This is a genomic window from Halalkalibacter nanhaiisediminis, from assembly GCF_007830185.1.
Taxonomy (GTDB): domain Bacteria; phylum Bacillota; class Bacilli; order Bacillales; family Bacillaceae_D; genus Halalkalibacter; species Halalkalibacter nanhaiisediminis.
The window spans coordinates 82246-106839 of the sequence record NZ_VLKZ01000008.1 but is presented as its reverse complement, the minus strand read 5'-3'; the positions used below and the strand labels follow the sequence as shown (position 1 = coordinate 106839).

Annotated in this window: 24 protein-coding genes; 10 read left to right on the top strand and 14 right to left on the bottom strand. The window is 39.0% G+C overall.

Annotated elements, in window-relative coordinates; translation table 11 throughout:
• The first annotated feature begins 3 nt into the window (after positions 1–3).
• From IQ10_RS14290 to IQ10_RS18070, 3 genes are all read left to right on the top strand, one after another.
• On the top strand, positions 4–1194 hold the full coding sequence (locus IQ10_RS14290) for a thiolase family protein (protein WP_144451172.1): 1191 nt from the start codon (positions 4–6) through the stop codon (positions 1192–1194).
• Positions 1195–1402: 208 nt separating this feature from the next.
• Positions 1403–2755 (top strand): sodium-dependent transporter, encoded by a 1353-nt coding sequence (locus IQ10_RS14285; protein ID WP_144451171.1) that lies wholly within the window; start codon positions 1403–1405, stop codon positions 2753–2755.
• Positions 2756–2829: 74 nt separating this feature from the next.
• Entirely contained in the window at positions 2830–2979 is a 150-nt protein-coding gene (locus tag IQ10_RS18070) for a hypothetical protein (protein WP_158640049.1), read from the top strand.
• A 148-nt stretch (positions 2980–3127) separates the two neighbouring features.
• Here the strand turns inward: IQ10_RS18070 and IQ10_RS18065 are convergent, their stop codons facing one another.
• Positions 3128–3286: a hypothetical protein gene (locus tag IQ10_RS18065; RefSeq protein WP_158640048.1), complete on the bottom strand. Its 159-nt coding sequence runs from the start codon at positions 3284–3286 to the stop codon at positions 3128–3130.
• 315 nt (positions 3287–3601) lie between these two features.
• Here IQ10_RS18065 and ppnP point away from each other — a divergent pair, with 315 nt between their 5' ends.
• Complete coding sequence (gene ppnP / locus IQ10_RS14280) at positions 3602–3916, top strand: pyrimidine/purine nucleoside phosphorylase (protein WP_144451170.1); 315 nt, start codon at positions 3602–3604, stop codon at positions 3914–3916.
• 67 nt (positions 3917–3983) lie between these two features.
• Here ppnP and IQ10_RS14275 read toward each other — a convergent pair whose 3' ends face one another.
• The 4 genes from IQ10_RS14275 to IQ10_RS14260 are packed head-to-tail and all read right to left on the bottom strand — an operon-like array spanning position 3984 to position 7407.
• On the bottom strand, positions 3984–4994 hold the full coding sequence (locus tag IQ10_RS14275) for an LLM class flavin-dependent oxidoreductase (RefSeq protein WP_144451169.1): 1011 nt from the start codon (positions 4992–4994) through the stop codon (positions 3984–3986).
• 50 nt (positions 4995–5044) lie between these two features.
• A complete protein-coding gene (locus tag IQ10_RS14270; RefSeq protein ID WP_144451168.1) occupies positions 5045–6058 on the bottom strand; it encodes an LLM class flavin-dependent oxidoreductase in 1014 nt (337 codons plus the stop codon).
• Between the two features lie 48 nt (positions 6059–6106).
• The gene (locus tag IQ10_RS14265; protein ID WP_437177693.1) at positions 6107–7066 is read right to left on the bottom strand and encodes a TIGR03571 family LLM class oxidoreductase; all 960 of its coding nucleotides are present in this window, start codon (positions 7064–7066) and stop codon (positions 6107–6109) included.
• Positions 7067–7086: 20 nt separating this feature from the next.
• On the bottom strand, positions 7087–7407 hold the full coding sequence (locus IQ10_RS14260) for an ArsR/SmtB family transcription factor (RefSeq protein ID WP_144451219.1): 321 nt from the start codon (positions 7405–7407) through the stop codon (positions 7087–7089).
• A gap of 244 nt (positions 7408–7651) precedes the next feature.
• On the opposite strand from IQ10_RS14260, the gene IQ10_RS14255 reads away from it, so the two are divergent.
• Positions 7652–7981: a CHY zinc finger protein gene (locus IQ10_RS14255; protein ID WP_144451167.1), complete on the top strand. Its 330-nt coding sequence runs from the start codon at positions 7652–7654 to the stop codon at positions 7979–7981.
• 21 nt (positions 7982–8002) lie between these two features.
• Here the strand turns inward: IQ10_RS14255 and IQ10_RS14250 are convergent, their stop codons facing one another.
• The 6 genes from IQ10_RS14250 to IQ10_RS14225 all read right to left on the bottom strand — a co-directional run bounded on the left by IQ10_RS14250 (position 8003) and on the right by IQ10_RS14225 (position 12921).
• Positions 8003–8803 carry an SDR family NAD(P)-dependent oxidoreductase gene (locus tag IQ10_RS14250; RefSeq protein ID WP_144451166.1) on the bottom strand — a complete coding sequence of 267 codons (801 nt, stop codon included), beginning with the start codon at positions 8801–8803 and terminating at the stop codon, positions 8003–8005.
• A complete protein-coding gene (locus IQ10_RS14245) occupies positions 8794–9192 on the bottom strand; it encodes a MaoC family dehydratase (protein WP_158640047.1) in 399 nt (132 codons plus the stop codon). The genes IQ10_RS14250 and IQ10_RS14245 overlap by 10 nt, the downstream gene beginning before the upstream one ends.
• A 10-nt stretch (positions 9193–9202) precedes the next feature.
• Complete coding sequence (locus IQ10_RS14240; protein WP_144451164.1) at positions 9203–9631, bottom strand: FAS1-like dehydratase domain-containing protein; 429 nt, start codon at positions 9629–9631, stop codon at positions 9203–9205.
• Positions 9632–9641: 10 nt separating this feature from the next.
• Positions 9642–10787 (bottom strand): thiolase family protein, encoded by a 1146-nt coding sequence (locus IQ10_RS14235; protein WP_144451163.1) that lies wholly within the window; start codon positions 10785–10787, stop codon positions 9642–9644.
• A 4-nt stretch (positions 10788–10791) separates the two neighbouring features.
• Positions 10792–12267 (bottom strand): AMP-binding protein, encoded by a 1476-nt coding sequence (locus IQ10_RS14230; protein ID WP_144451162.1) that lies wholly within the window; start codon positions 12265–12267, stop codon positions 10792–10794.
• A gap of 87 nt (positions 12268–12354) precedes the next feature.
• On the bottom strand, positions 12355–12921 hold the full coding sequence (locus IQ10_RS14225) for a biotin transporter BioY (protein ID WP_144451161.1): 567 nt from the start codon (positions 12919–12921) through the stop codon (positions 12355–12357).
• Between the two features lie 411 nt (positions 12922–13332).
• On the opposite strand from IQ10_RS14225, the gene IQ10_RS14220 reads away from it, so the two are divergent.
• The 5 genes from IQ10_RS14220 (at position 13333) to IQ10_RS14200 (ending at position 21205) form a co-directional block, all read left to right on the top strand.
• On the top strand, positions 13333–14214 hold the full coding sequence (locus IQ10_RS14220; RefSeq protein ID WP_144451160.1) for an alpha/beta fold hydrolase: 882 nt from the start codon (positions 13333–13335) through the stop codon (positions 14212–14214).
• A gap of 273 nt (positions 14215–14487) precedes the next feature.
• Entirely contained in the window at positions 14488–15705 is a 1218-nt protein-coding gene (gene fdhA / locus IQ10_RS14215) for a formaldehyde dehydrogenase, glutathione-independent (RefSeq protein ID WP_144451159.1), read from the top strand.
• 554 nt (positions 15706–16259) lie between these two features.
• A complete protein-coding gene (ppc, locus tag IQ10_RS14210) occupies positions 16260–19013 on the top strand; it encodes a phosphoenolpyruvate carboxylase (protein WP_144451158.1) in 2754 nt (917 codons plus the stop codon).
• Between the two features lie 397 nt (positions 19014–19410).
• Positions 19411–20433, top strand: coding sequence for an ABC transporter substrate-binding protein (locus tag IQ10_RS14205; protein ID WP_158640046.1), 1023 nt, complete (start codon positions 19411–19413; stop codon positions 20431–20433).
• Positions 20434–20563: 130 nt separating this feature from the next.
• The gene (locus IQ10_RS14200; RefSeq protein WP_199757432.1) at positions 20564–21205 is read left to right on the top strand and encodes a spore coat protein; all 642 of its coding nucleotides are present in this window, start codon (positions 20564–20566) and stop codon (positions 21203–21205) included.
• Positions 21206–21239: 34 nt separating this feature from the next.
• Here IQ10_RS14200 and IQ10_RS14195 read toward each other — a convergent pair whose 3' ends face one another.
• From IQ10_RS14195 to IQ10_RS14185, 3 genes are read right to left on the bottom strand one after another with little or no spacing between them, the layout of a single operon-like run.
• Positions 21240–21968: a 2-phosphosulfolactate phosphatase gene (locus tag IQ10_RS14195; RefSeq protein ID WP_144451156.1), complete on the bottom strand. Its 729-nt coding sequence runs from the start codon at positions 21966–21968 to the stop codon at positions 21240–21242.
• Positions 21969–21986: 18 nt separating this feature from the next.
• The gene (locus IQ10_RS14190; RefSeq protein WP_242009838.1) at positions 21987–23045 is read right to left on the bottom strand and encodes a phosphotransferase family protein; all 1059 of its coding nucleotides are present in this window, start codon (positions 23043–23045) and stop codon (positions 21987–21989) included.
• Positions 23042–24235 (bottom strand): acyl-CoA dehydrogenase family protein, encoded by a 1194-nt coding sequence (locus IQ10_RS14185; RefSeq protein ID WP_144451155.1) that lies wholly within the window; start codon positions 24233–24235, stop codon positions 23042–23044. Before IQ10_RS14185 ends, IQ10_RS14190 begins: the two co-directional genes overlap by 4 nt.
• Positions 24236–24594: the final 359 nt, after the last annotated feature.

Genomic DNA, 24594 nt, shown 5'->3' with positions numbered 1-24594 from the left:
AAAATGAGTGAACGCGTTTATGTTGTTAGTGCACAAAGAACTGCCGTCGGTAAACTAGGAGGAGCGTTAAAAAACATCAAACCAGATTCGTTGTTGCTTCCTTTATTTGATGACTTGAAAGAAAGAGAACTTGTATTAGATGAGATAAATGAAGTCATCATTGGACAAGCAAAACAAAGTCAAGATCAGTCTAATATTGCTAGACTAGCACTTTTAAAAGCAGGTCTTTCCGAATCATTGCCTGGCTATACGGTTCATCGCCAATGTGGTTCAGGGATGCAAGCGATTCATAATAGCTTTTTAGCGATTCGAGCTGGCTATGGTGATGCCTACATCGTTGGTGGGGTAGAAAGCATGAGTACAGCACCTTATTATATTCGAAATGCGAGATATGGTTTTCTTTCTGGGAATGCTGAGATTCTTGATCCAAATAAAGAAAGTCAGCCTGGTTCACAGCCAATTGAAACGTATGGCCGACTCGTAATGGGGATGACCGCAGAAAATTTGGCTGATGACTATCAAATTTCTAGAGAGGAACAAGATCAATTTGCCTTAAGAAGTCAGGAAAAGGTACATGCTGCGATTGAGTCAGGCAAGTTTAAAGACGAGATCATTCCGATACACATTCCCCAAAGAAAAGGCGAGCCGATTGTTTTTGAAACAGATGAACATCCTAGACAAACAACTCTAGAGAAGCTGGGTAGTCTAAAGCCTGTTTTCAAAGAAAATGGAACAGTGACAGCAGGTAACTCTTCAGGATTAAATGACGGCGCATCCATGTTACTCGTTGTATCTGAAAAAATCATGAACAAATATCAGCTTGAACCGCTTGTTGAGCTTGTAAGCCTAGGGGTATCAGGTGTAAAACCAGATCGAATGGGGATTGGACCTGTAGATGCAACCAAACAAGCACTAGCGTTAGCAAATATTGAACTAGATGATCTCGATTTGGTTGAATTAAATGAAGCTTTTGCAGCCCAAGCACTTGCTGTGATCAAGGAATTAAATCTACCACAAGAAAAAGTGAATATTAATGGTGGAGCGATTGCTTTAGGTCATCCAATTGGAAACAGCGGAGCAAGAATTTGTGTATCATTGATTCATTCCATGCTAAAACAAAAGGCAACATGGGGATTAGCAACCCTTTGTATTGCTGGTGGACAGGGGATTGCAACGATTTTTAAAAAAGTGTAAAAGGTAAGAGGATGACTCAAGTAGGTTGCATGCAGCGACTGTGGAGTCATCTTTTTTATCTTTGGGATAATTTTAAATAGTAAAAAAATATATCAGAATACAAAATCTTTGATAAAAGCCCTTATAAAAAGATAAAATACACGATATAATCCTCTTTGTGTCTAAATTTATTTAACATCAAAACAAAGAGAAAAGGGCTTGATATAAAATGTCAAAACATGAACAACAATGGAAGTCCAAATTTGGCTTTGTCTTGGCAGCGGCGGGTTCTGCGATCGGGTTAGGGGCGATCTGGAAATTACCTTATGTTGCTGGGACATCTGGTGGAGGAGCGTTCTTCCTCTTATTTATTCTTTTTACGGTATTACTCGGTTATCCACTGTTAGTTGGTGAATTCGCCATCGGTCGCCGTGCGCAAGCAAATGCAATAGGGACGTATAAAAAGTTAGCGCCAAAGACACTCTGGTATTTAAATGGGGTAATGGGTGTAACGACGAGCTTTTTAGTTTTATCCTTTTACAGTGTCGTTGGGGGCTGGATTATTCTTTATTTGTTCCAAGCTTTTACTGGTAGCTTAAATGGACTGACACAGGATCAATTTGGTCAGTTATTTGGAGCGACTATTTCTAATCCAGTGACGGCGCTAATCGGACAAATCGTCTTTCTATTATGTACAATTATCGTTGTTGCAAGAGGAGTTCAACAAGGGATTGAAAAAGCAAGTAAGATCATGATGCCTGCTTTGTTTATCTTATTTTTAGTTTTAGTCGTACGTTCTCTTAGTTTGGACGGAGCTATGGAAGGCATTAAGTTTTTACTTGTACCTAATTTTTCAGAAATAACTTCAGAAAGTATTTTGTTTGCTTTGGGTCAAGCGTTTTTTGCGCTATCATTAGGTGTTTCAGTTATGGTGACGTATAGTTCCTATCTTCCTAAAACACAGAATTTACCTAGGTCTGCTTCATGGATCGTCATCATGAACATTATTATTTCGTTATTGGCTGGTCTAGCTATTTTTCCAGGAGTATTTACGTTTGGGTTAGAAGTGAATGAAGGTCCAACGTTAATTTTCTCCGTTTTACCTGCAGTCTTTAATCAATTGCCATTTGGCATGTTGTTCTTCATCGCTTTCTTGATCTTATTTTTATTCGCTGCGCTCACTTCAGCGTTTTCAATGCTTGAGAGTGCTGTGGCGATTATGACGAGAAACACTGGAGAAAAACGAAAGAGGTATGCATGGATCATTGGAAGTCTAATCTTCGTGGTCGGAATTCCATCATGCTTATCATATGGACTGATGGCCGATGTTCAGTTGTTTGATCGAACATTTTTCGACTTGGTCGATTATGCAGTAAGTAATGTCCTCATGCCTTTGGGTGCCTTAGTGACAGCGATCTTTATCACAAATAAAGTTTCAAAATCTGTCTTGCTAGAAGAACTGCAACAAGGATCAAAAGTTGGGATTATATTTTTTAATATTTGGTACTATCTATTGAAATACTTGATTCCTGTTGCAATTGTGATCGTCTTTTTAGATGTGTTGTTTGGGGTTTTTAGTTAAGCTGAGCATAGAGAAGCTTATTCTTTTAGGATGAGCTTCTTTTTTATTAGCTTCTTCTAAAAATCCATACAGATGTGTATTTACAGGTTGTAGAAGATCTTTATTTTATTATTCCAGAAATGGGTGGAATTGAAAATCCGAATGTGAGAGCGGATATGGTTTATTATAAAACCCCTAATGAAGCAGCAGTAGGATCTTTCTCTTTTACGATTAAATCGATTTGAAAATGCAGAGAAGATTAGTTGAAATATGTCTGACCTGAAAAAACATGATTAGAGATGAATAAGCTGTTGAAGAGTTTCAACAGCTTATTTTAATTAATACCGAAAAAAATCATATATTATCTAAAGAAGGGGATTTATTAGCTAAACTTTAATTGATGTTGTTTCGCTGTTTATCTGAACTAAATCCTTTTTGCTCTGCAAGCATCACTTTTGCCTCATTATAAGACAACCCAGATTGCGCATTAAGGCGTTTGACTTCATCGATATCCGTTCCAGTTACGGTTTTGATTTTATTTTTGTTTTGCAAGATGATTCCCTCCAGTTGTTATTGATTTTATTATGATTTGCTACATGTTAGAACATTATTAGGATCTTTCGTAACACGCTTCAATAATATCTCGAATTAAATAAATAATTCTAAAAAAGGAAAATTAATCTTGTTTTTTTAATTTTTTATTGGTAAGAGAATAGATTAGAAAGGAACCATTTGAGAAAAACAACTCAGATGGTTTTAAATTTTTGTCGAAGTATCTTCATTAAGTTCAATAACCATTCAAAATTTCTATTTAATCAGACATTTTTTTATGATACATTAAGATAATAACGCGAGAGGAAGAAAGAGATGTCACAATTTGAAAATGTCACGTTAATCAAGGAAGCCAATATTTATTTTGATGGGAAAGTAACGAGCAGAACTGTTTTGTTTGAAGATGGTACGAAAAGGACGCTAGGAATCATGCTGCCTGGGGACTATGAATTTTCCACTTCTTTAAAAGAGGAAATGGAGATTTTAGCTGGGAATTTGGACTATAAATTAGCTGGTGAAGACTGGGAAACAATTGAGGGAAGTGGTGTTTTCTACGTTCCTGCTAATGAGACGTTTCAATTGAAGGTACATAGTGTCGTTGATTATTGTTGTTCGTACTTAACAGAATAATCTAAAAGAATGAAAACCCCTGAAATGAGCGATTCAGCTACATTTCAGGGGTTTATTTTTTACATCTTTATTTCACAATATCAGCTAATAATTCGTATGAATGTAGACGAGCTTTGTGATCGTAGACTTGAGCAATCGCCATGATTTCGTCGACTTGGCTCTCATCTAAGAACTTTTGTAGTTTTTCTTGCACGGTCTTTGGACTACCGATAATCGAAGAGCCTAATTGATGCTCTAATGCATCGATTTGATACTCGCTCCAGTGCTCATTTAAGTTTTCAACTGGTGGCTGGAGAAGTACGTCATTATTTTGACCTAAGTTTAAGAATTGCTGTTGCAATGTTGTTGCAAGGAAGTTTGCTTCTTCATCTGTATCTGCAACGATCACGTTAAGTCCGACCATTGCGTATGGCTTATCAAGAACGTCAGATGGCTTGAACGTTTGACGATATAGTTCTAACGCTTGGAACGTACCTCTAGGAGAGAAGTGACTTGCAAAGGCAAATGGAAGTCCAAGGTGCCCAGCTAGTTGTGCACTAAAACCGCTTGAACCAAGTAACCAAATCGGAACGTTTAACCCTTCGCCAGGAACCGCTTTAACAGGCATTCTACCTGATGCTAATGCTGGATTAAAATAGGCACGTAACTCAGCTAATTGCTCTGGGAAGTCACTGCCATCACTTCCGTGTCCACGTCTTAGTGCTTGTGCTGTATAGCCATCTGTACCAGGTGCGCGACCAAGACCAAGATCGATACGTCCTGGGAATAGTGATTCAAGTGTACCAAATTGTTCAGCAATGACTAGTGGAGAGTGGTTAGGCAGCATGATTCCACCAGAACCAACGCGGATCTTTGATGTGTGAGCTGCAACGTGACCAATCACGACAGATGTCGCTGAACTAGCGATAAATGGCATGTTATGGTGTTCTGCTAACCAATAACGGTTGTAATCTAATTTTTCTGCATGTTGGGCAAGATTTACCGTTTTCTTAAACGAATCTGCAGGTGTATCCCCTTCAACTACTGGTGCTAAGTCAAGGACTGAAAATTTAATATCATTAAGTTTTTTTGCTGACATGATTTCATCTTCTTTCTTATTTGAATTTTTGGTATGATACGTAAATGAATTTAGCTTTTTACAGCATCAGCTAAAATTTCATAGGAGCGTAAACGAGCTTGATGATCAAAAATTTCGGTATGAGCCATGATTTCGTTGGCTTCAGTTTGAGCAATTAATGCTTCTAATTGTTCTTTCACACCAGCTCGGTCTCCGATAATGGAGGTGGAGAGCTGCTCTTCCACTGCCTTACGTTCTTGTTCGCTCCATAAAGCGTCCATATCATCAACTGGAGGTTGCAGGGTTGCTGTTTGATTACGACTAAGTAATAAAAATTTCTGATACATAGAAGTCGCGAGCTTCTTCGCTTCTTTTTCAGTATCAGCTGCTGCAACCTGTACAGATAACAGGACATATGGCTTATCAAGCATGTCGGATGGCTGAAAGTTCTCTCTGTAAATCGCTAGAGCATTCATCATATTGCTTGCGGCAAAATGACCAGCAAAAGAAAACGGTAAGCCGAGCTTTCCAGCTAATTCAGCACTATACGTATTTGAGCCTAACAGCCAAATTGGTACTTTGCTGTTTTCACCTGGGATAGCACGGAATCGATGTGAGCCATCCTGAGTTGTTGTGCCTGCCCCGTGCAAGTAAGCGAAAAGCTCTTGCAGTCGCTCATCAAATTCGGGCTCACCAGAAAAGCGCGGGCGTAAAACATTCGCTGTATAATAATCTGTACCTGGTGCTCGGCCTAGTCCTAGGTCAATTCTTTCTGGAAAGAATGCTTCTAACGTACCAAATTGCTCAGCTACCGATAATGGAGCGTAATGGGAGAGCAGCATGGCACCTGAACCGACACGCATTTTCTCTGTTACGGAAGCAACTCGACTCATGACAAGGGGAGTTGCTGAGCTAGCCATTCCAATCCAATTGTGATGTTCAGCTAGCCAAAAACGTTTGTAACCCCATTGCTCCGCTTTTATTGCTAAATCAAGAGTGTTGTGAAGCGACTCTTCAGCTGAACCACCTGTTGTAATAGGAGAGGGATCGAGTACAGAGAGTGGTATGTTGTTTATGTTTGTCATACATTATTCCTTCTTTCATTTATAAGGCATGATTCCTATCATTCGTGTTTACTCAAAAGTGTGAGTTGGGAAGTGAGGAAGTACTTCTTCACCAAGCTCTTGGATCACTTCTGCTGGTGGTCGCATTGAAAAATATAAAACAAATGCAATATGATTGACACCAATCGATTGGAAGCGATGGAGAATATCAATTAAATGATTACGGCCGACATGAAAGCCTAATGGGATTGGCACAGGTGCTGTATCGGGATTTTCCGATAAGTCGATGAATAAGGTTTGAGAAAAAGGCTTAAACACCCCTGGTGCGTTTTGCTCTGTTAACGTACGGTAATCATTAATTAATCTAGCTTGTTGTTCAAAGCCTCGTGGGTATTGAATCCAGCCATCGCCGTGCTTGGCAATCCATTCAAGTGACTGATTACTAAAACCAGTTGGCATAAGTGGAATGGTGGAAACAGGCTTTGGAATGATTCTCATATCGCTGCCATCAATGATTCCCTTACTAGAATGAATAGTTGGGCTTTCTTTTTTAATTAATTGCTCAAGAATGTCGTAGTTCTCATGAAAGATCGGCCCAGCTTCTTGTTTTGATACGCCTAATCCAATAAAGTCCTTATCACGGTCACCTGATGCAACTCCTAAGATCAATCGTTCAGGAAACAAATGATCAATTGACATTGCTTCTTTGGCCATTCGAACAGGGTGGCGTAACGAAAGGACAGCACTTGCTGTTCCTAGGGCAATCTCTTGAGTACGTGCAGCGAGATACGTTAAATAGATCCACATATCATGCAATTGACCATTATCATCAACAGACAAGTTTTGGATTGTTACATCCCGTAGCCAAAGAGCAGAAAAGCCAAACTCCTCAATTTTTTGAGCGAGTTCCAACTGATTTTCCATCATTGGATATTTAGACATTTTCGCAGTCGGGATGGCAAAGCCAAGTGTCAATTTGTCTTCTTGGTACATTCGCTTGAATGCACGATGTTCTCCTAATAAGCTCACTGAATTTCTCCTACCTTATGTTAAAGTTTTAACCGAATATATTCTTCAAATTGCTTAATGATTGCTTCATTTCGGCGATAATATGTCCATTGTCCGATTCTTTTCGCTTCTAATAAGCCACTTTGCTGCAAAATCGATAAATATTGTGAAGTGGTGGACTGGGAGATTTCGGTGTTTTTATGAATATCCCCGACACACACACCACCTTCAAATTCAGAGTCTTTACTAACATGTCCTTGAATCGCTGAATTATTTTCTGGATCTTTTAGCAATTGTAGAATACTGACTCTTGTCTGATTGGCAAGAGCTTTAAAGATTTCTACGGCTTTTTCATCGGTCATCTCAGGCAATTTTTCGTTCAATCGCGTGGCCTCCTTTCAAGTAAAGGTTATGATACGCAATCGGATTATCGATTATCATTATGGTTTGTGATTAATCAACTTTCATGTCAAAAATTGAATATCGAGAAATTGCAATATGTTGATATTATCGATTTATATATGCAAAGTCAACTAATTAAACTTGTAGTAGGAGAATTGAAATAAACCTTTTATAATAGAAAGAAAGTGAAAGGACTTGATCTTCATGAATGTAAAAGGAATAGAAGTGAAGGGGATAGATGTAGATGAAAATACAAGGTGCAAGCATTATCATAAAGAAATAGACATCATTGCGCTTAAATTTAAATGCTGTGACACATATTATCCATGTCATCTTTGTCACGCGGAAGTAGCTGATCATCCGCCTGTCTTATGGGGGAAAGATGAAAGAGGTACAAAAGCAATTCTTTGCGGGGCTTGTGGGACGGAACTAACGATTCAAGAATATATGGATTCTGATTCTACATGCACAAGCTGTCACTCGTCATTTAATGAAGGCTGCAAGAGACATTATCATTTATATTTTGAGATGTAGAGGTGGTATGTGAACCACCTCTTATTTGTGTTCATTTAGCGAATAGGGTTCAGAATAGGGTGGATGCCAACGAACGATGTTTGTGCCATTTACGCCATAGATCATGCCAGATTCTTCGCTGTTTTCTTGTTTAAAGAGATGGATGACAAAATCAGCGACATCATCAGGAGAGCCGATCTTCCAGTAAGAAGGCAGCTCCGTACCTGATTCGGCTGCTTTTCGACGAGCTTTTTCGATATATGGACGCGTCATATTCGTTAAGGCTGCGGGAGCGATGGCGTTCACTTGGATGTGATCACGTTGTAGTTCTTTTGCGAGCGTCCATGTCATGCCGTTGATCGCTGCTTTTGCGGCACTGTAGTTAACCTGTCCAATCGTTCCTTCTAAACCAGCTGTTGATGTCATATTGATAATGTGCCCAGGAATACGCTGTTTTTTCAGTTGTTGAACAAATGGTCTCGTGCAAAAAAAAGTTCCTTTCACATGAACATCAATAACATCTGAAAACGCATCATCACTCATCTTATAAGACATCTGGTCGGCAATCATGCCAGCATTATTAACCAGAATCGTTGCTTTTCCAAATTCTTTTACAGCAAGTTTGACAAGTTCATCGCCTGTATCAAAACATTCAACTGGCTTCGCTAGTCCGACAACATTTCCTCCTAAAGCCTGAAGCTCAAGAACTGTTGCTTTCACCATTTCCTCGTTACGTCCATTAATGACAACGGCTACACCATGTTTAACAAGCTGTTTGGCAATACTATAACCGATTCCAGTTGTCGATCCTGTCACAATCGCAACCTCTTCATTTAGTCGCATATTGGCACCTCTTTTAATAAGATTTCCCCTATAACAATGATGTGATCATGTTGATTCATTCCTTGAAAAGTGATAAGAGCATGAGTTTCGGATATTTCGACGATTTCTCCTTCAATCCGTAATGAATCCCCGAGTATAAGAGGATGACGGAAGGTGGTTTCGTAATTCTTAACAAGAAGACAGCTGGATAGCCAAGGGGAAATAAGTTTTGTGCTAACTCCCATTGTAAGCATCCCATGAACGATTCGACCTGGAAAGCCAGCTGCTTGTGCTGCTTCGTGATCAAAGTGAAGAGCGTTGAAATCATTTGAAACCTGTCCGTAGCGCTTGATGTGTTCATCTTTTATTTCAGGGATATATATGGTTGGTAAAGAATCTGAAAGCTTCAATACGATCACCTTACTCTTCAAAAATAATGAGTGTTGTTATTGCTGTCGCATGAATCTGGCCTTCATATTTAATGACTAATTCATGAGTTGATAGCTGCATCATGCCTTTTTTGCTTTGTTTTTTCGTGATGTCTTTTAGATGAATCGAACAATCATACGTACGATTGGCAAGAAGTGGCTGTTCGTAAAGGAATTGCTGTTTTCCATGGATGATAGCGCCAGCATCTTTTAACCAAGGAACGTTGATGAATTGCCAAAAGATTATTGGCAAGGTTGGTGGGGCAGGGATGTTCTTGAAATCTGCAGCGATGGCTACTTGTTTGTCATAATAAATCAAAGCATCTTCGTGAATCGCTTTAGCGTATGATGCAATCATTTCGCTTGTAACCGAGATTTTTACCGCTTCTGTTGTGGCATGTTCCCATTTTTGATCAATCATCGTAGAACCTCTATTCGATTAATTCGACAAGGGTGGCAAGGCCTAAGCCACCACCAATTCCCAGGGTGGCAATTCCGCGTTTAAGGTGGTGTCGCTTCATTTCAGTACAAAGCCTTGTGATTAAAATCGCTCCTGATGCCCCGTATGGATGTCCGATTGCTAAGGCTCCACCACCACGATTTACTTTTTCGACAGGAATCTGTAATTCTTGTAAACTGGCTAGCACTTGTGAAGCAAAGGCTTCATTAAATTCCACAATATCAATGTCTTCTATTGATAGATGTTGTCGTTTTAGTAATTTAGTGACAGCTGGAACTGGGGCAATGCCGAGAACATTCGGGTCGACTCCACTGCTAACTGCATCGACAAAGCGTAAAATCGGCGTTAAGCCTAATTCGAGGCACTTTTCTCGTGACATAATTAATATGATGGAGGCACCATCATTGATTGGGCAGGCATTACCTGCCGTAACTGTGCCGTTTTCTTTAAAAACAGGTGGAAGGGCATTCAGTTTTACGATCGACGTTTGTTTACGTGGACATTCATCGTTTGTCATGCCCTCAATTGGCACTATTTCTTCAGAAAAATAGCCAGACTCTATTGCACGAATTGCTTTCACATGACTATTGTAGGCATATTGATCCTGTGTAACACGTGAAATACCGTAAGCTTCGGCGACATTTTCAGCCGCAATTCCCATCTCAGGATCGCCTACTTCGTCTGGAGAAAAACGAGCTCGTGTAAAAAGCTTTGGGCCTCTTGGGTGATAGAGGGAAGATGGCTTTTCCATCTTCCAAGGGGCAAGGCTTGTGCTTTCGACACCTCCTGCAAGATATATATCACCTGCACCTGCTTGAACAAGTCTTGCTGCGAGATTGACAGCCTCGAGTCCTGAACCACATTGACGATCGACGGTTACGCCTGGGATCGAAACAGGTAAGCCTGCGGTGAGAGCAGTTAATCTGGCAAGGTTTCCTCCTGGCCCGACCGCATTTCCAAGGATCACTTCATCAATGGATTCAGGATCTAGTTGATATTCTTCGATCATTCGCTGAATTAGAGGAGCAGCTAAATGTTCAGGTGGTATATGCTTAAACATTCCGCCAACTTTTCCAACAGCTGTTCGCTTTGCTGCGACAATAACAGCTTCTTTCATACTCTCACGTCCTTTGGCCTTTTAATTGTTCTTGGACTTGTCTTATTACGTATTGTCTGGCAATTTTTCTACTCGTTGTATAGGGTAAATGATCAAATGTGATAAATAATTGCGGGCATTTATAGGAAGCGAGCTTTTGTCGGCAGTATTGCTTTAGCTGCTCACTTGTACGCCTGTGATTATCTCTCCATTTAATAACAGCGACTAACTTTTCACCCCAATGTGTATCAGGTATGCCAATACAGATCACTTCATCGATTTCTGGTAGAGTAGATAAAATCTTTTCTACTTCTTCTGGGTAAATATTTAAGCCACCACTTATGATCATGTTTTTTTCTCGTCCGACAAGCGTGATGTAGCCTTGCTCATCTCGAAAAGCTAAATCACCAACCGTTGCAAAGTCACCTTGAAAGATTTCTTTCGTCGCTTCTGGTTGGTTCAAGTATCCACTAAATAATTGCTTACTTTGAACAAATAACTTTCCGATTTCATGAGTGTCAACCTCTGAACCATCAGGCCTGCGAATGGACACATTTACCTCTGGAAATGACTTGCCGACAGATTCAGGATTTTCTCTATTACCTTTAGGGTCTAACACACTAACAAAACTTAATTCAGAAGCTCCATAAAATTCAAACACATTTGTGTTCGGAATGAAGTGGCGAGCTTTCTCTTTTAAAGGAGCTTGCCATTTCGCCCCTGCAGAAATGACTTTGTTCAAATCGGTGATAGGAAGCCTCGTTTCGTAGTACACGTCGTATAATGCAGAAAACATCGTCGGAACGAGGTATAAAATGCTAATAGAATCGTTCATTAATGTCTGATATACCGCTTTGGCCTCGAATTTTTTGGTGATATAGAGTGTTGCCCCTTTATGAAGCGCATGAACAGCGGCATATAAAAAATGTGAATGGACAAGCGGACCTGGCGCAAAGATCACATCATCTTCTGTGATATCAAAGACAAGATCGCTCCCTGAAAAACTATGAGCCCATGAAGCGTGTGTCCGTAAATAGCCTTTTGGTTTGCCTGTTGTTCCTGATGTATAGCCGATATAAAATAGATCATCTTCTGCTATTTGGAGCACTGCTACATTAGTCGTTGCTTGTTTGTTTAGTTCGGATAAAGATAGTGCTAAAACATTTGCGATCTCTTTTTCTTGAATCGTAATAAAAAGGTCAGGAGAGCAGTCAGTGAGAATCTTCAATAAATCATCATCACTCCATTTTGGATCAAAAGGAATGGCTATGGCTCCAATTTGACTAATGGCGAAAAAAAGCGTTAAAAAATCGATATTATTATCTAATAGGAAGGCAATCTTCTTTTGCTTTGCTTCACCAAGTATCGAGAGAAGCTGTTGTTGCACTGTTTTCGTATTTTCATGGAATAGTTCGTACGTAATTTGTTCATTCTCACAAACAATCGCCGTTTTTTGTGGGTGAACAGCTGACGTTTGCTTAATTGTTTCGCCAATGATCATACCATTTTACTCCCATTCATATATTTTCAGTCATTATATCATGTATGAAAAGAGGGTTGCCCATTGTGGACAACCCTCGCGTATTCACTATGCAGCTTTTTGAACATCATTCGTTTTCTTAATAAGGGGATATGCTTTTTTGATTTGCATCGCAATAAAACCTGCAATAACTGCTTTAGCAATATCACCTGGAATATAGATAAGTGCTTGGAAAGCTGCTGTTCCCCATGGAAGATCTGATACAATCGAAAGGTAAGTTACCCCACCTGCATAAATCACAATAATACCACCGAAGATGTTAAATAAAATAAAACGGGCGATATTCATCTTGTGCCAATACTTTTCAACTAAATATCCAATTACTAACGCAGCGATTGGCCAGCTTAGGATATAGCCTCCACCTGGACCGAGTATGACTCCAAGTCCGCCGCGTCCACCTGAGAGAAGGGGGGCCCCAACAGCAACAAGTAGGACAAAAATCACCATGCTAAGCCCACCATAACGTGCACCTAACACAGCTCCAGCAAGCATGACGCCTAATGTTTGAGCCGTAATCGGAACAGGAGAAATAGGTAGAGTAAGAGGTGGTAAGATTCCAAGTGCCCCAACTACCGCAGCAAATAGGGCTGCATACAACATATTTTTCAGTTTCATCATTTTCACCGTTTTCAGAAAGGATTAAAAAAGAAGTTCTTTTTGGATAGTATAAATAGAACGAAAAGGTATGTCAACGTCAAAAAAATGTTAGTTGACAATGATAGTTAAAACAATATTTGAATAATTAATGAAAACGTTTTAAAAAAATGTCGAGATTTGATTTAATTGGTTGATAATTCTTGAAAGTTGAAATATAATAAAAATGTAATCGATTACATTAAAAGTTACATAGTGACAGTAAAGGTAATAATCTGAAATGACTAGATTTAGTAAATAGATTCTTCGTTTACAAGAGGTTGTAAAGAGAATATCTCTGTCATAATAGAAAAGATTACCATTATTATTTTATCAAATGTGTAACCGATTACAATTAATAAGCATTTTCAACAAAATAAGGAGCGTGTTCAAATGAAAAAAGTAATTGTTGATCACAACGGTACAAGAGTGACGCATGGAAAAGAAACAGTAAACGGAGTACGTCTTCATTACTATATGGCTGGTTCTGGTGAGCCGTTAATCCTGTTGCACGGTGTACCAAAGACTTCGTACTACTGGCGTAAAGTCCTCCCATTACTTTCTTCAAAGTATACAGTTATCGTACCAGATCTTCGTGGCTTCGGTGACTCAACACGTCCTACAGGTGGATATGACATGCGAACGATGGCAGAGGATATTGTTCAGCTTGCATCTAGACTTGGTTATGAGAAATTTAATCTTGTCGGAGAAGACTGGGGAGCAGCTTGCGGTTATGCGCTGTCTGCAGCATATCCAGAAAAAGTAACAAAATTTGCCTTTGTTGAGATGATTCTACCTGGTTTCGGTCTTGAGGACTGGTCATTCTTAACACCTGAGAATGTCAATGGAAATCGTTGGTTATGGCATATCAACTTCTATAGTGTGCCTGATTTCCCTGAAATGCTTATTACAGGTCGTGAGCGTCAATACTTTGATAAGTTCTTTAAAAATGAAACGTATGATCCAGATATTGATGATGATGCAATGGATGAGTATGTACGTTGCTATTCACAGCCTGGTGGATTACGTTCAATGTTTGAAGTGTACCGAGCTACACTTGAAGATGGTGAATGGAATAAAAAAGCTGCGGAAACAAAGCTTCCAATGCCAGTTCTTGCTGTTGGTAGTAAACACTTCATTGCGGATGAAGTACAACGCCAAATGGAGCGCGTAGCGACAAATGTTACAGGTGCGATTTTAGATTTCGGTCATCAATTGGCTGAAGAATGTCCTGAAGATTTTGCTCGTGTTTTGGATGAATTCTTCAGTAATTAAACATTGTTCATTTCGTTTTGATTTAAATATTGAGATAAGTAATGCAACATTATTAAATAGTCTCTGAACCGTAATAACCTTAGTCTGTCATCTGTCAGTTGACGAGACTAAGGTTATTTTTGTCATTATAATAGATTTATTGTAAAAAGTATCAACAAAACTAAAGATCAAAAATCATATTAGTTGAAAGATTTAGAATATATGGTACAATGATCTGGAGATTTGTTAACGCTTTCAATTTTACTACTATTCTATTAAGAGGAGTGATTTTGTATGGCAGGAAACCGAGCAGTTGTATATGCAAAGCCAGGAGAAGTAGAGGTTCAAGATATTAGTTATCCAGAGTTAATTTTACGTGATGGACCTGGTGTTAATCCATTAAATGTTGGTAGAAAATGCAATCATGGTGTTATTGTTAAGGTTGTCACAACGAACATCTGTGGTAGTGATCAACATATGGTAAGAGGTCGTACAACTGCACCGAGTGGCTTAGTACTCGGCCATGAAATCACTGGAGAAGTAATTGAAGTTGGAAGCGATGTTGAATTTATAAAAAAGGGAGATTTAGTATCCGTTCCTTTTAATATCGCTTGTGGACGTTGTAGAAGTTGCAAGCAACAAGATACTCATATTTGTGAAAATGTAAATCCCGATCGTCCTGGATCTGCATATGGTTATGTCGACATGGGTGGATGGGTCGGTGGACAATCTGAGTATGTCATGGTTCCTTATGCAGATTTTCAGCTTTTAAAATTTCCTGATAAAGACCAAGCGATGGAGAAAATTCTCGATCTGACAATGCTTTCTGATATTTTCCCGACTGGCTATCACGGAGCTGTAAGTGCTGGAGTTAAGCCAGGGTCCACTGTTTATGTGGCTGGGGCGGGTCCAGTAGGGTTAGCAGCTGCTCATTCTGCTCAACTTTTAGGTGCTTCCGTTGTGATTGTCGGTGACTTAATTGACTCCAGGTTAGCACAAGCAAAAAGTTTCGGTTGTGAAACGGTTAATTTAAGGAAGCATCCTAATCTAGGTGAGCAAATCGAACAAATTTTAGGTGTTCCAGAAGTTGACTGTGCGATTGACGCAGTAGGGTTTGAAGCATCTGGACATGGTGAAGGAGCAGGTGAGGCTCCTGCAACCGTACTTAACTCGATTATGGATGTGACAAGAGCAGGGGGACGACTCGGAATTCCAGGTTTGTATGTCACAGGAGATCCAGGTGGTATTGATGACGATGCTAAGGAAGGAACGTTAAAAGTACGTCTTGGTCTTGGATGGGCAAAGGCTCATACGTTTGTCACTGGACAAACACCAGTTATGAAGTACCATCGCGATCTAATGATGTCGATTTTAAGTGGAAGAGCTCAAATTGCGAAAGCAGTAAATGCGACACTTATTTCCATTGATCAAGCACCACAAGGTTATAAAGAGTTTGATAGTGGTGTCTCAAAGAAATTTGTTATCGATCCACATGGTATGGTGAGAAGCTAATCAATTTAAATGAATAGTAAACTAGAAATAAAACAGAGAATACATGTTCTCTGTTTTGTTTCGTGAAAACAAATATATCCAGCCTTAATATGGTTTTCAAAAATGAATACATTGATTTTCTGTAGTGAGAATCAAATAATAACTTGATGTATAAGCGCCTTAAACCGTTGGGGCGCTTTTTTCATTGGTAGCGCTGTTTTCGTTAAGCACGTTTGCTAAAAAGCTAAGACTTATCATGCAAAAGTATATTATAAAATACCAAATTATCAGAGAACATTTGATTTTTATCTACTTTTTCCGTTACTATAAAAAGAACTATCAGAAATGAATCTTTTAATTGCTTGATAGGGACTATATATGACCGTGCGGGACTTATAATGACCAAGACTCTTTAAGGTTTCACATGTTCTGTAAAGGGTATAAAAATTTATTGATCTTACTGAAAAGATAAGATGTCTCGGGCAAGCAGCCTAGCCTCTCGAAGGTTCTTCAGCCTGTAAATGATTGCGGCTGATCAAGGCGCTTACGCTTTTCTTAATTAGGAGGTTATTTACATGATTGAAGCGAAAGATCATCGTTCTATTTTGAGAAGCGATGTGAAAAAGTTAGGAAATATCCTAGGAGAAATACTTGTTCACCATGGTGGCACTTCTTTACTTGAAAAAGTAGAAGCTATAAGAGAAAAGACGAAACATTTACGAAACGATTATCATGAAGATACATATAAAAAATTGAAAGAAGAGATTAGCACGCTGAAGCCACCAGTGCGGCAACAGGTGATTCGTGCTTTCTCAACTTATTTTCATCTTGTTAATATTGCAGAGCAAAATCATCGTATTAGACGTCAGCGTCACTATCAACTACAAGAGGAAGGTGTGATACAGCCTTTTTCTCTTGAGAGTGCTGTTGCGTCCATTAAGGAACATAACTATTCAGATGAATTGATTCAAAAGGTATTGAATAACTTATCAATCGAATTAATTATCACTGCTCATCCGACCGAAGCGACAAAGCGAACAGTGCTGGAAATACAAAAGCGTATTTCAACGATTCTGCAGGAATTTGATAATCCATTGTTGACAAATAAAGAAAAAAGAAATTTGGATGAGAGTTTATTTAATGAGGTAACGGCTTTATGGCAAACGAATGAGTTGCGTCACCGTAAGCCGACGGTATTGGATGAAGTGAAAAATGGACTTTATTACTTTGATCATACATTATTTGATGTATTGCCTGATATTCATCAGGAGTTAGAAGTACAGCTTGAAGAGTATTTTCCAAACCACACATGGAAGGTACCTAATTTCCTTCATTTCGGTTCATGGATTGGTGGTGACCGTGATGGTAATCCAAATGTGACACCAGAAATTACGTGGGAAACACTTAAACTACAAAGACAACTCGTTATAAAAAAATATGAGAAAGCCATCGTTGACCTCATGAAGCGATTTAGCCAGTCGTCGTCTCGTGTTGAAATTAGTGAGCGGTTAATTCAGTCAGTGGAAAAAGAAGAACAAATGTATATCGAAAAAGACGAAGCATGGCCGATTGAAGCTGAGGTATACCGCCGTAAATTTGCAGTGATGCTTAAGCGTCTACGAGAAGTAGGAAAGTCTGAAATTGGTTACCAAAAAGCTGAACAATTACTAGATGATTTAATGCTTGTAAAAGAGTGTGCAGAACAGCATCAACCCGCTCATCATAAGCTAAAAACGATTCGCAAATTAATTCGTCAAGTTCAATTATTTGGTTTCCATTTAGCTACACTAGATATTCGTAATCATAGTGGGGAGCATGAAGCGGCGATTGCTGAAATTTTAAAAGTTGTGGGGATTACAGAAGAGTATGCGGCTCTTTCTGAGGAAGAAAAGATGGCCCTTCTTGAAAAGGTTCTTAGTGAACCTAGGCCGTTACTGTTACTTGAGGAAGATTATTCAAAGGAAACACAAGAAATTTTAAAGGCGTTTAAAATGATCAAGCAGGCTCACAGCGAATTTGGTCATCGTTCCATTGAAGTGTACCTTGTTAGTATGACTCAATCATCGAGTGATTTGCTTGAAGTTCTTGTTCTAGCGAAAGAGGCAGGAATCTACCGTCTTCATGCTGATGGAAAAGTAGAAAGTCACTTACATGTTGCACCATTACTTGAGACGATTGATGATTTAATTGCGGGGCCAAGTATTATGAAGCGATTATTTGAAATGGACGTGTACCGTAATCATCTAAATGAACGCGGCAATCATCAGGAAATCATGCTTGGGTATTCAGATGGAAGTAAAGATGGTGGTACATTAACGGCTAACTGGAAACTATTCAAAGCACAGCAAGAGATACACAATATGGCGAAAGAATTCAACATCAGGTTGAAATTTTTCCATGGTCGCGGTGGTTCATTAGGACGTGGGGGTGGACCGTTAAATCGCAGTATTTTATCTCAGCCTGTTGAAACATTAGGTGATGGGGTGAAAATCACGGAGCAAGGTGAAGTTTTATCGTCTCGTTATTTGCTTGAGGACATCGGCTATCGCAACTTAGAGCAGGCGGCTTCTGCTTTACTCGAAGCATCTGCAAGAGTGACGAAAAGTCCAGAACGAGGTCATTTCCGTGAAAAAGCTTGGGAAGAAGCAATGGAAGAGATTTCGAAGCATGCTTTAACTAAATATCAATCGCTTGTCTTTGGAGATAAAGACTTCTTAACTTACTTTAAACAGGCAACTCCGTTAAGAGAGTTAGGGGCGTTAAACATTGGCTCTCGTCCAATGAGTCGTAAAGGAAGCGAGCGTTTTGAGGATTTGCGGGCGATTCCTTGGGTATTTGCTTGGACACAATCTCGCCAAATGATACCAGCTTGGTATGCAGCTGGTACAGGTCTTGAGTCGTTTGCATCCATTAGTGCTGAGAATTTGCGCTTGCTTCAAGTTATGTATAAAAAATGGCCATTTTTTGAGTCAACGATTAACAATCTTCAAATGGCGCTAATGAAGGCGGATTTACAAACAGCAAAAGAATATATCAACTTAGTCGAAGATAAGACAATTGCTGAGAGGATTTTCGGAAATATTTCTGATGAATATAAACGTACAGAAGACATTTTGCTGCAGATCACGGGTAATGAAAAGCTACTTGCTCATACGCCTAATATTCAAGAATCTGTTCATAGACGGAATCCGTATGTTGACCCACTTAATTTCTTACAGGTTGATCTCATTTCAAAAATGCGAGCATCCGAAGAACCGTCTGAAGAGCTGTTAACGGAAGTGCTATTAACAATTAGTGGAGTTGCAGCTGGTTTAGTGAATACAGGTTGATAATATTTTGTTTCTATAAAACGGAATAAAAGAGAGAAGTTTTTTACAAACATGAAAGTCGATTGTCCTTGCTTTATTAGGATAAATCGGCTTTTTTGTGTGGAGATTGGTTAGAAAAAGAATCAGCTTTTTTAGCATTAAGTATAGGAACATAAAAGTTTTATATTATATCGATGCTTACATTTAATCAGATGAGAATCATTATCAATTTTTAATTGACAATGATAATTATTATCGTTAGTATTAGATTAATTGATTTTTGTTTCCACTGTTTTAAGAATATATTCTTTTACATAACGACAATACGGGATATTTAAAAACAACCGACCTCTTATGAAGAAAGAGCGTTTAAAGGAAAACAAAAAATCATACATCGATGAGTAAGGGAGAGAGAATAATGTTTACATTCACTAAGAAGAGATTTGCTATTTTATTTAGCATCATTACTGTGGCAGCTCTGATTATGACTGGTTGTGGAACGAATCAGTCAGCAACAAATCAAACAGCAAAAGAGGAAGCAGGTCAGGAGCCAAAACAAGACGTCATTAAAATTGGCTATCCAACTATATTAGCTATGGCTCCAGCCATTATTGCAGAAAAGAAAAAAATGATGGAGGAACAGGGGCTTGAGGCAGAATACTATGAATTTGCAAATGGACCTGATTTAAATAAAGCATTATCTGCGGGAGAGTTAGACTTTGCTTATACGGGAATCCCAGTTGTTGTCAATTGGGCATCAAGAGGTGCGGAGATCGAAGTTATTTCTAAAGTAGGTGATGGAGAATTTGGACTTATCACGAAGGAAGATTCGCAAGTAACCGAACCGAATGATTTAGCTGGAAAGACGATTGGAAATTTAGGAAAGGGAACAGGGTCTGATATCTTACTACGCGGATTCTTCTTACCAGAAAATGAGCTGACTGAAAGTGACGTTAGTCTAATGGATATGAAAATGCCACTAATGGAGCAAGCGGTGGCTAATGGAACGATTGATGCAGCACTTACCGCGGAACCATTCGTGACATTTGCAGAATTACGTGGATTAAAGGTTGTCGAAAAACTTCCTGAGCCTGCTGTTGTTGTGATTGTTCGTAAATCATTTGCAGAAGAAAATGCAGATTTAGTAGAGAAGTTCGTACAAGGACATATTGCATCTGTTGCATATCTTAACGAAAAGCCAGAAGAAGCTGCAGCTGTTCTTGCCGAAACCTTTAACCTTCCTGAAATCAAATCGACTGGAAAAACGTGGACAGCAACAGAAGTAATGGAAAAAGCGTTAGCAAATCAACATTATGAAGCTGAATTTTCAGAGGAGGATTTTGCGTTCTATCAAGAACTGGCCGATGCAAATCATCGTTTAGAATTAATTGATGAGCCGTTTGATATTCAATCGATTTTTAATTTGACGTGGGTTGAGTAGTTGATTTTTTAAAAAGATGCATTTATTTCCAATGAAAAAATGAAAGAGAAAGTACCTTTTTGTTCATACTAAATGGTGTTACTACTATACTTTCTTTGGAGGTAAATGAATGCAAAATCAACCTACTTCTATGAATCAACAAGTTCAGCAAAACAAAATGGTTCAATCCAATCAAATGCCTAAACAATTGAGTCATGGGGGGCATGAAGTCTTTGATCTTCACGAAGTATTATCTGGAATGATCAATGTGTTGGATCAATATATGATGTTTCGTGTTTATGTGAAAGATCAAGAGTTATTGGCTATTTTAGATCGACAATATGCTTTTATCTTGGAACAGTACAATATTACGTGTGAATGCTTCACGACAGGATCGAAGCCTTCACGCTCAACGGGCCTTTATAAAATGAATCAAAGCAATGATTTTATCTATGGCTTAAAGCCGACTCAACCGAAAAAACCAAATCAATCGATTAATGATATAAAAGATCAGGGCATCTCAGGGCATATGCTTGGATTAATTAAATCGACAGCATCCCTACTTACGATGACATCAGTCGAAGTAACGAATCCTGTTGTGAGACGTGTACTTGCCGATAATGTTCCAAATTTCATTGAGATGGCGTACGAAATATCGCTTTATCAAAATAAGCATCAATATTATCAAGTGCCACAATTGTCCCCTCAAGATATGATGCAAATGACGCAGAGCTTTGTCCCATTTACTGGACAACCACAAATGCCAAACCCAGGCCAGAATATGCAGCATTAAAGGATAGAGGCAGTCTACGGGCTGCCTCTATTTATTATGTTAAGGTATTGTTTTGAAGAATAGGAACGTGGCTATAGTGATAATTTTTAGTAAGGTATAGAAGCGTTTGCTCGTAACCGAGACTGGTTAGTAATCGACCTGTTTCAGAAGTGAGAAAGAGATGTCGGATTTCCTCTTCAGAGCTTTTTTCAAATAAACGTAAGGCAGCTATGGCACTATCAGAGAGCTCCCATTCTGAACACTGAGGGCTCTTTGATAATTGTGCTAAAACAGCACCAGCCGTTAAAAAGTCTTCTAGTGAAAATCGACCATGATTACCAGAACAAACGATAAGTAAAGATGTATCGTCGTGGTATTGCTGTAGTTTCTGAGAGGTGGCTCTGTAGTTCAATAGCGAACTAGCATAAACCGTTTTTCCTTTTGAACAGTGTCTTAAAGCGACCGTTCCATTTGTTGTCGATAAGATAACATGCTTATTCTTTAGCTCCATCTTGATTAATTCCAGTGGGTCAGGTCGTAGAAATCCTTCTATTTCAAAGCCTTTTCTTTCACCAGCCATTAGACAATTTTCTTCCCCAAATACAGCTTTTATTTCATACGCTTCTTCTAGTGTTTCTGTTGGAATAACGGAAGCAGCCCCGTGTTCTAAAAGCATACAAATCGTCGAAGTAGCTAAAAGGGAGTCGATGACAACCACTGTACAATCTCTTAACCTCGCACGATCGATATCTTCTTTTTTAGTAATGACGTGTACTCTTCTCATACGAGCGACATCCTTTAATTACAAAAGTTGATGATTCTTTGCTTTTATTGCTTGATTGATTAAGTTTTCAATCCCGATATTAAGGTGAGAGAAACGATCGTCTTCAATTTCACCATTTTTAAAGCGGTAGTAGATCTGTTGCAGGATAACGGCAATTTTGAAGAATGCAAACGTAAGATAGTAATCAATATTACTAACATCACGTCCAGTCTTTTTCGCATATTGTTCGATTAATTCTGCTCGCGATAAAAATCCTTCAAGATGTGTAACAGAGGTGAGTCCCGTTTCTTTGTCGCCAGGCTCTGTCCAATACGCAATGGAACCTGCTAAGTCAGAAAGGGGATCACCAATGGAGCAGAGTTCCCAATCAAAGACAGCTACAGCTTTACTTAAGTCATCACGTGAGAGCATCATGTTATTTAGTTTCATATCATTGTGCACAACTGTCGCAGCTGGAGAGGTGGGAATTTGCTCTGATAGCCAGCGCATGAGTGGTTCGACCTGTGGATGTTCATCTACTTTTGAACTTTGGTATCTCTTCATCCAGCCCTCGATTTGTCGCTTCAGGTAGCCTTCTGGTTTGCCTAGCTCGATTAAATTCGATTTGTTTATATCGATATGATGAAGTTGCACAAGCGTATCAATTAATGCGGTTGAAGCTTTTAAGCCAAAATTTTGTTCGTCTTGGATGTCAGACGGTATCTCATCATCAAGAACGATACCGACTTTTTTTTCCATAATATAAAAATGTTTATCTGTCACTACTGGGTCGTCTACATATAAAAAAGGTTCTGGGGCAAGTGGGAAATAAGGATGGATTTTCGTTAAAATCCGAAATTCCCGCTCCATGTCATGAGCCTTTGGTGGGATGTAACCAAAGGGAGGTCTTCTGAGAACCATTTCTTTGTCAGGGAATGACAGTAAATAAGTTAAATTTGAATATCCAGCAGTAAATTGTTTCACTGATAGTTCAGTTGTATTTAATTCTGGAAAACGTTCAGAAATCTTTTTTACGATCAGATCCCATTGAATTTTTTCATTTGAGAGTGGGGACACTTGTAATCGAATGTGACTCAATATAAATCCTCTCCTCGTTCAAATGCTTTAATCAGTGTGCGAGCTACGACGAAACGGTGTACTTCATCTGGTCCATCATAAATACGGGCTGTTCTTGCTTCCCGGTAAAACCCTTCTAAAGGTGTATCACCTGTTACTCCAAGTGCTCCGTGTACTTGAATCGCGCGATCGATGACATCATGTAGCACCTTTGCACCAAAGAATTTAATTAATGAAATTTCCTTACGTGCCTCACTACCTTGATCGAGTAACCAAGCAGCCTGTAAGGTCATTAAACGAGCAGCTTGAATTTCAGCAGCAGAATCAGCAATGAAATTTTGAATACTTTGAAATTCTGAGAGGGTTTTTCCTCTCGTGACTCGTTTTGATGCATAGTCAATCATTAATTCCATGCTTCTGTGACACACGCCTAACCAACGCATAGCATGTGTGATCCTACCTGGACCGAGACGAAGCTGCGCTAATTTAAACCCTTCTCCGCGATTTCCTAGCATGTTTTCTTTAGGAATTCGACAATTCGTATATCTCACTTCACAATGACCACCTGCAAAGTGGTCACCAATGACTGGTACTTCACGGACAATCTCAAACCCGGGGTTATCATTATCTACAATAAATAGACTCGTCTTTTTATGAGGATGCTCTTCAGGGTCTGTCACGGCCATTACGATGGAAAATGATGAGCCGATTGCGCCTGTTGTAAACCATTTATGAGCATTTATCACCCAGCTATCTCCATCTTCAACAGCAGTTGCTTGTAATGTTCGTGGATCCGAGCCTGAAACTTCAGGTTCTGTCATCGCAAAGCATGATCGAATATCTCCATCAGCTAAAGGAATTAAATATTTTTCTTTTTGCTCGGGGGTAGCAGCATGAACTAATATTTCTCCATTTCCAGCATCTGGAGCCATTGATCCAAAAATATAAGGAGCAATTGGACTTCTTCCGATCACTTCTGAGAGAAGACCTAATGTGAGAAAGCCATTACCCATACCTCCAACATCTGTTGGCAGGTGACCTGCCCATAATCCGATTTCTTTCACCTTTTCTTGTAAGGGTTTCAAGATGTCATTTGGGAGACCTCTATGGGGCACCATATGTTTTTCATTAGGATAAACGTATTCTTCCATAAAAGCGCTTGCTTTTTCGATTATTTCTTTTTGTTCGGGTGTTGGACTGAAATCAAACATGTTTTCATCTCCTTTATCATGTTTATAAATAGACTAAAAATGAATTACTATTTTTCTAGATTATTTCCTTTATCATGACCTGTACGCCCTTAAATGGAGTAAGAATAAAATGGTCATTTCATAGAAGGAATCTACATGAATATACATGCAAAATCCATGCCAAAACACCATTATTTTCAGAAAAGAACAAAAATAACGAAAATTCATTTGGTACTATAGCATTACTAGAAAATAAACGAATGATGTAGTTAATTATTCTATCTAGATCGCTTTCGTTTATTTAAATAATGCAGGTTAAATAAGCTTCTATGTCGTATATAACTTTGTTGATGGAGTGTATAAATGAATTATGTATATTT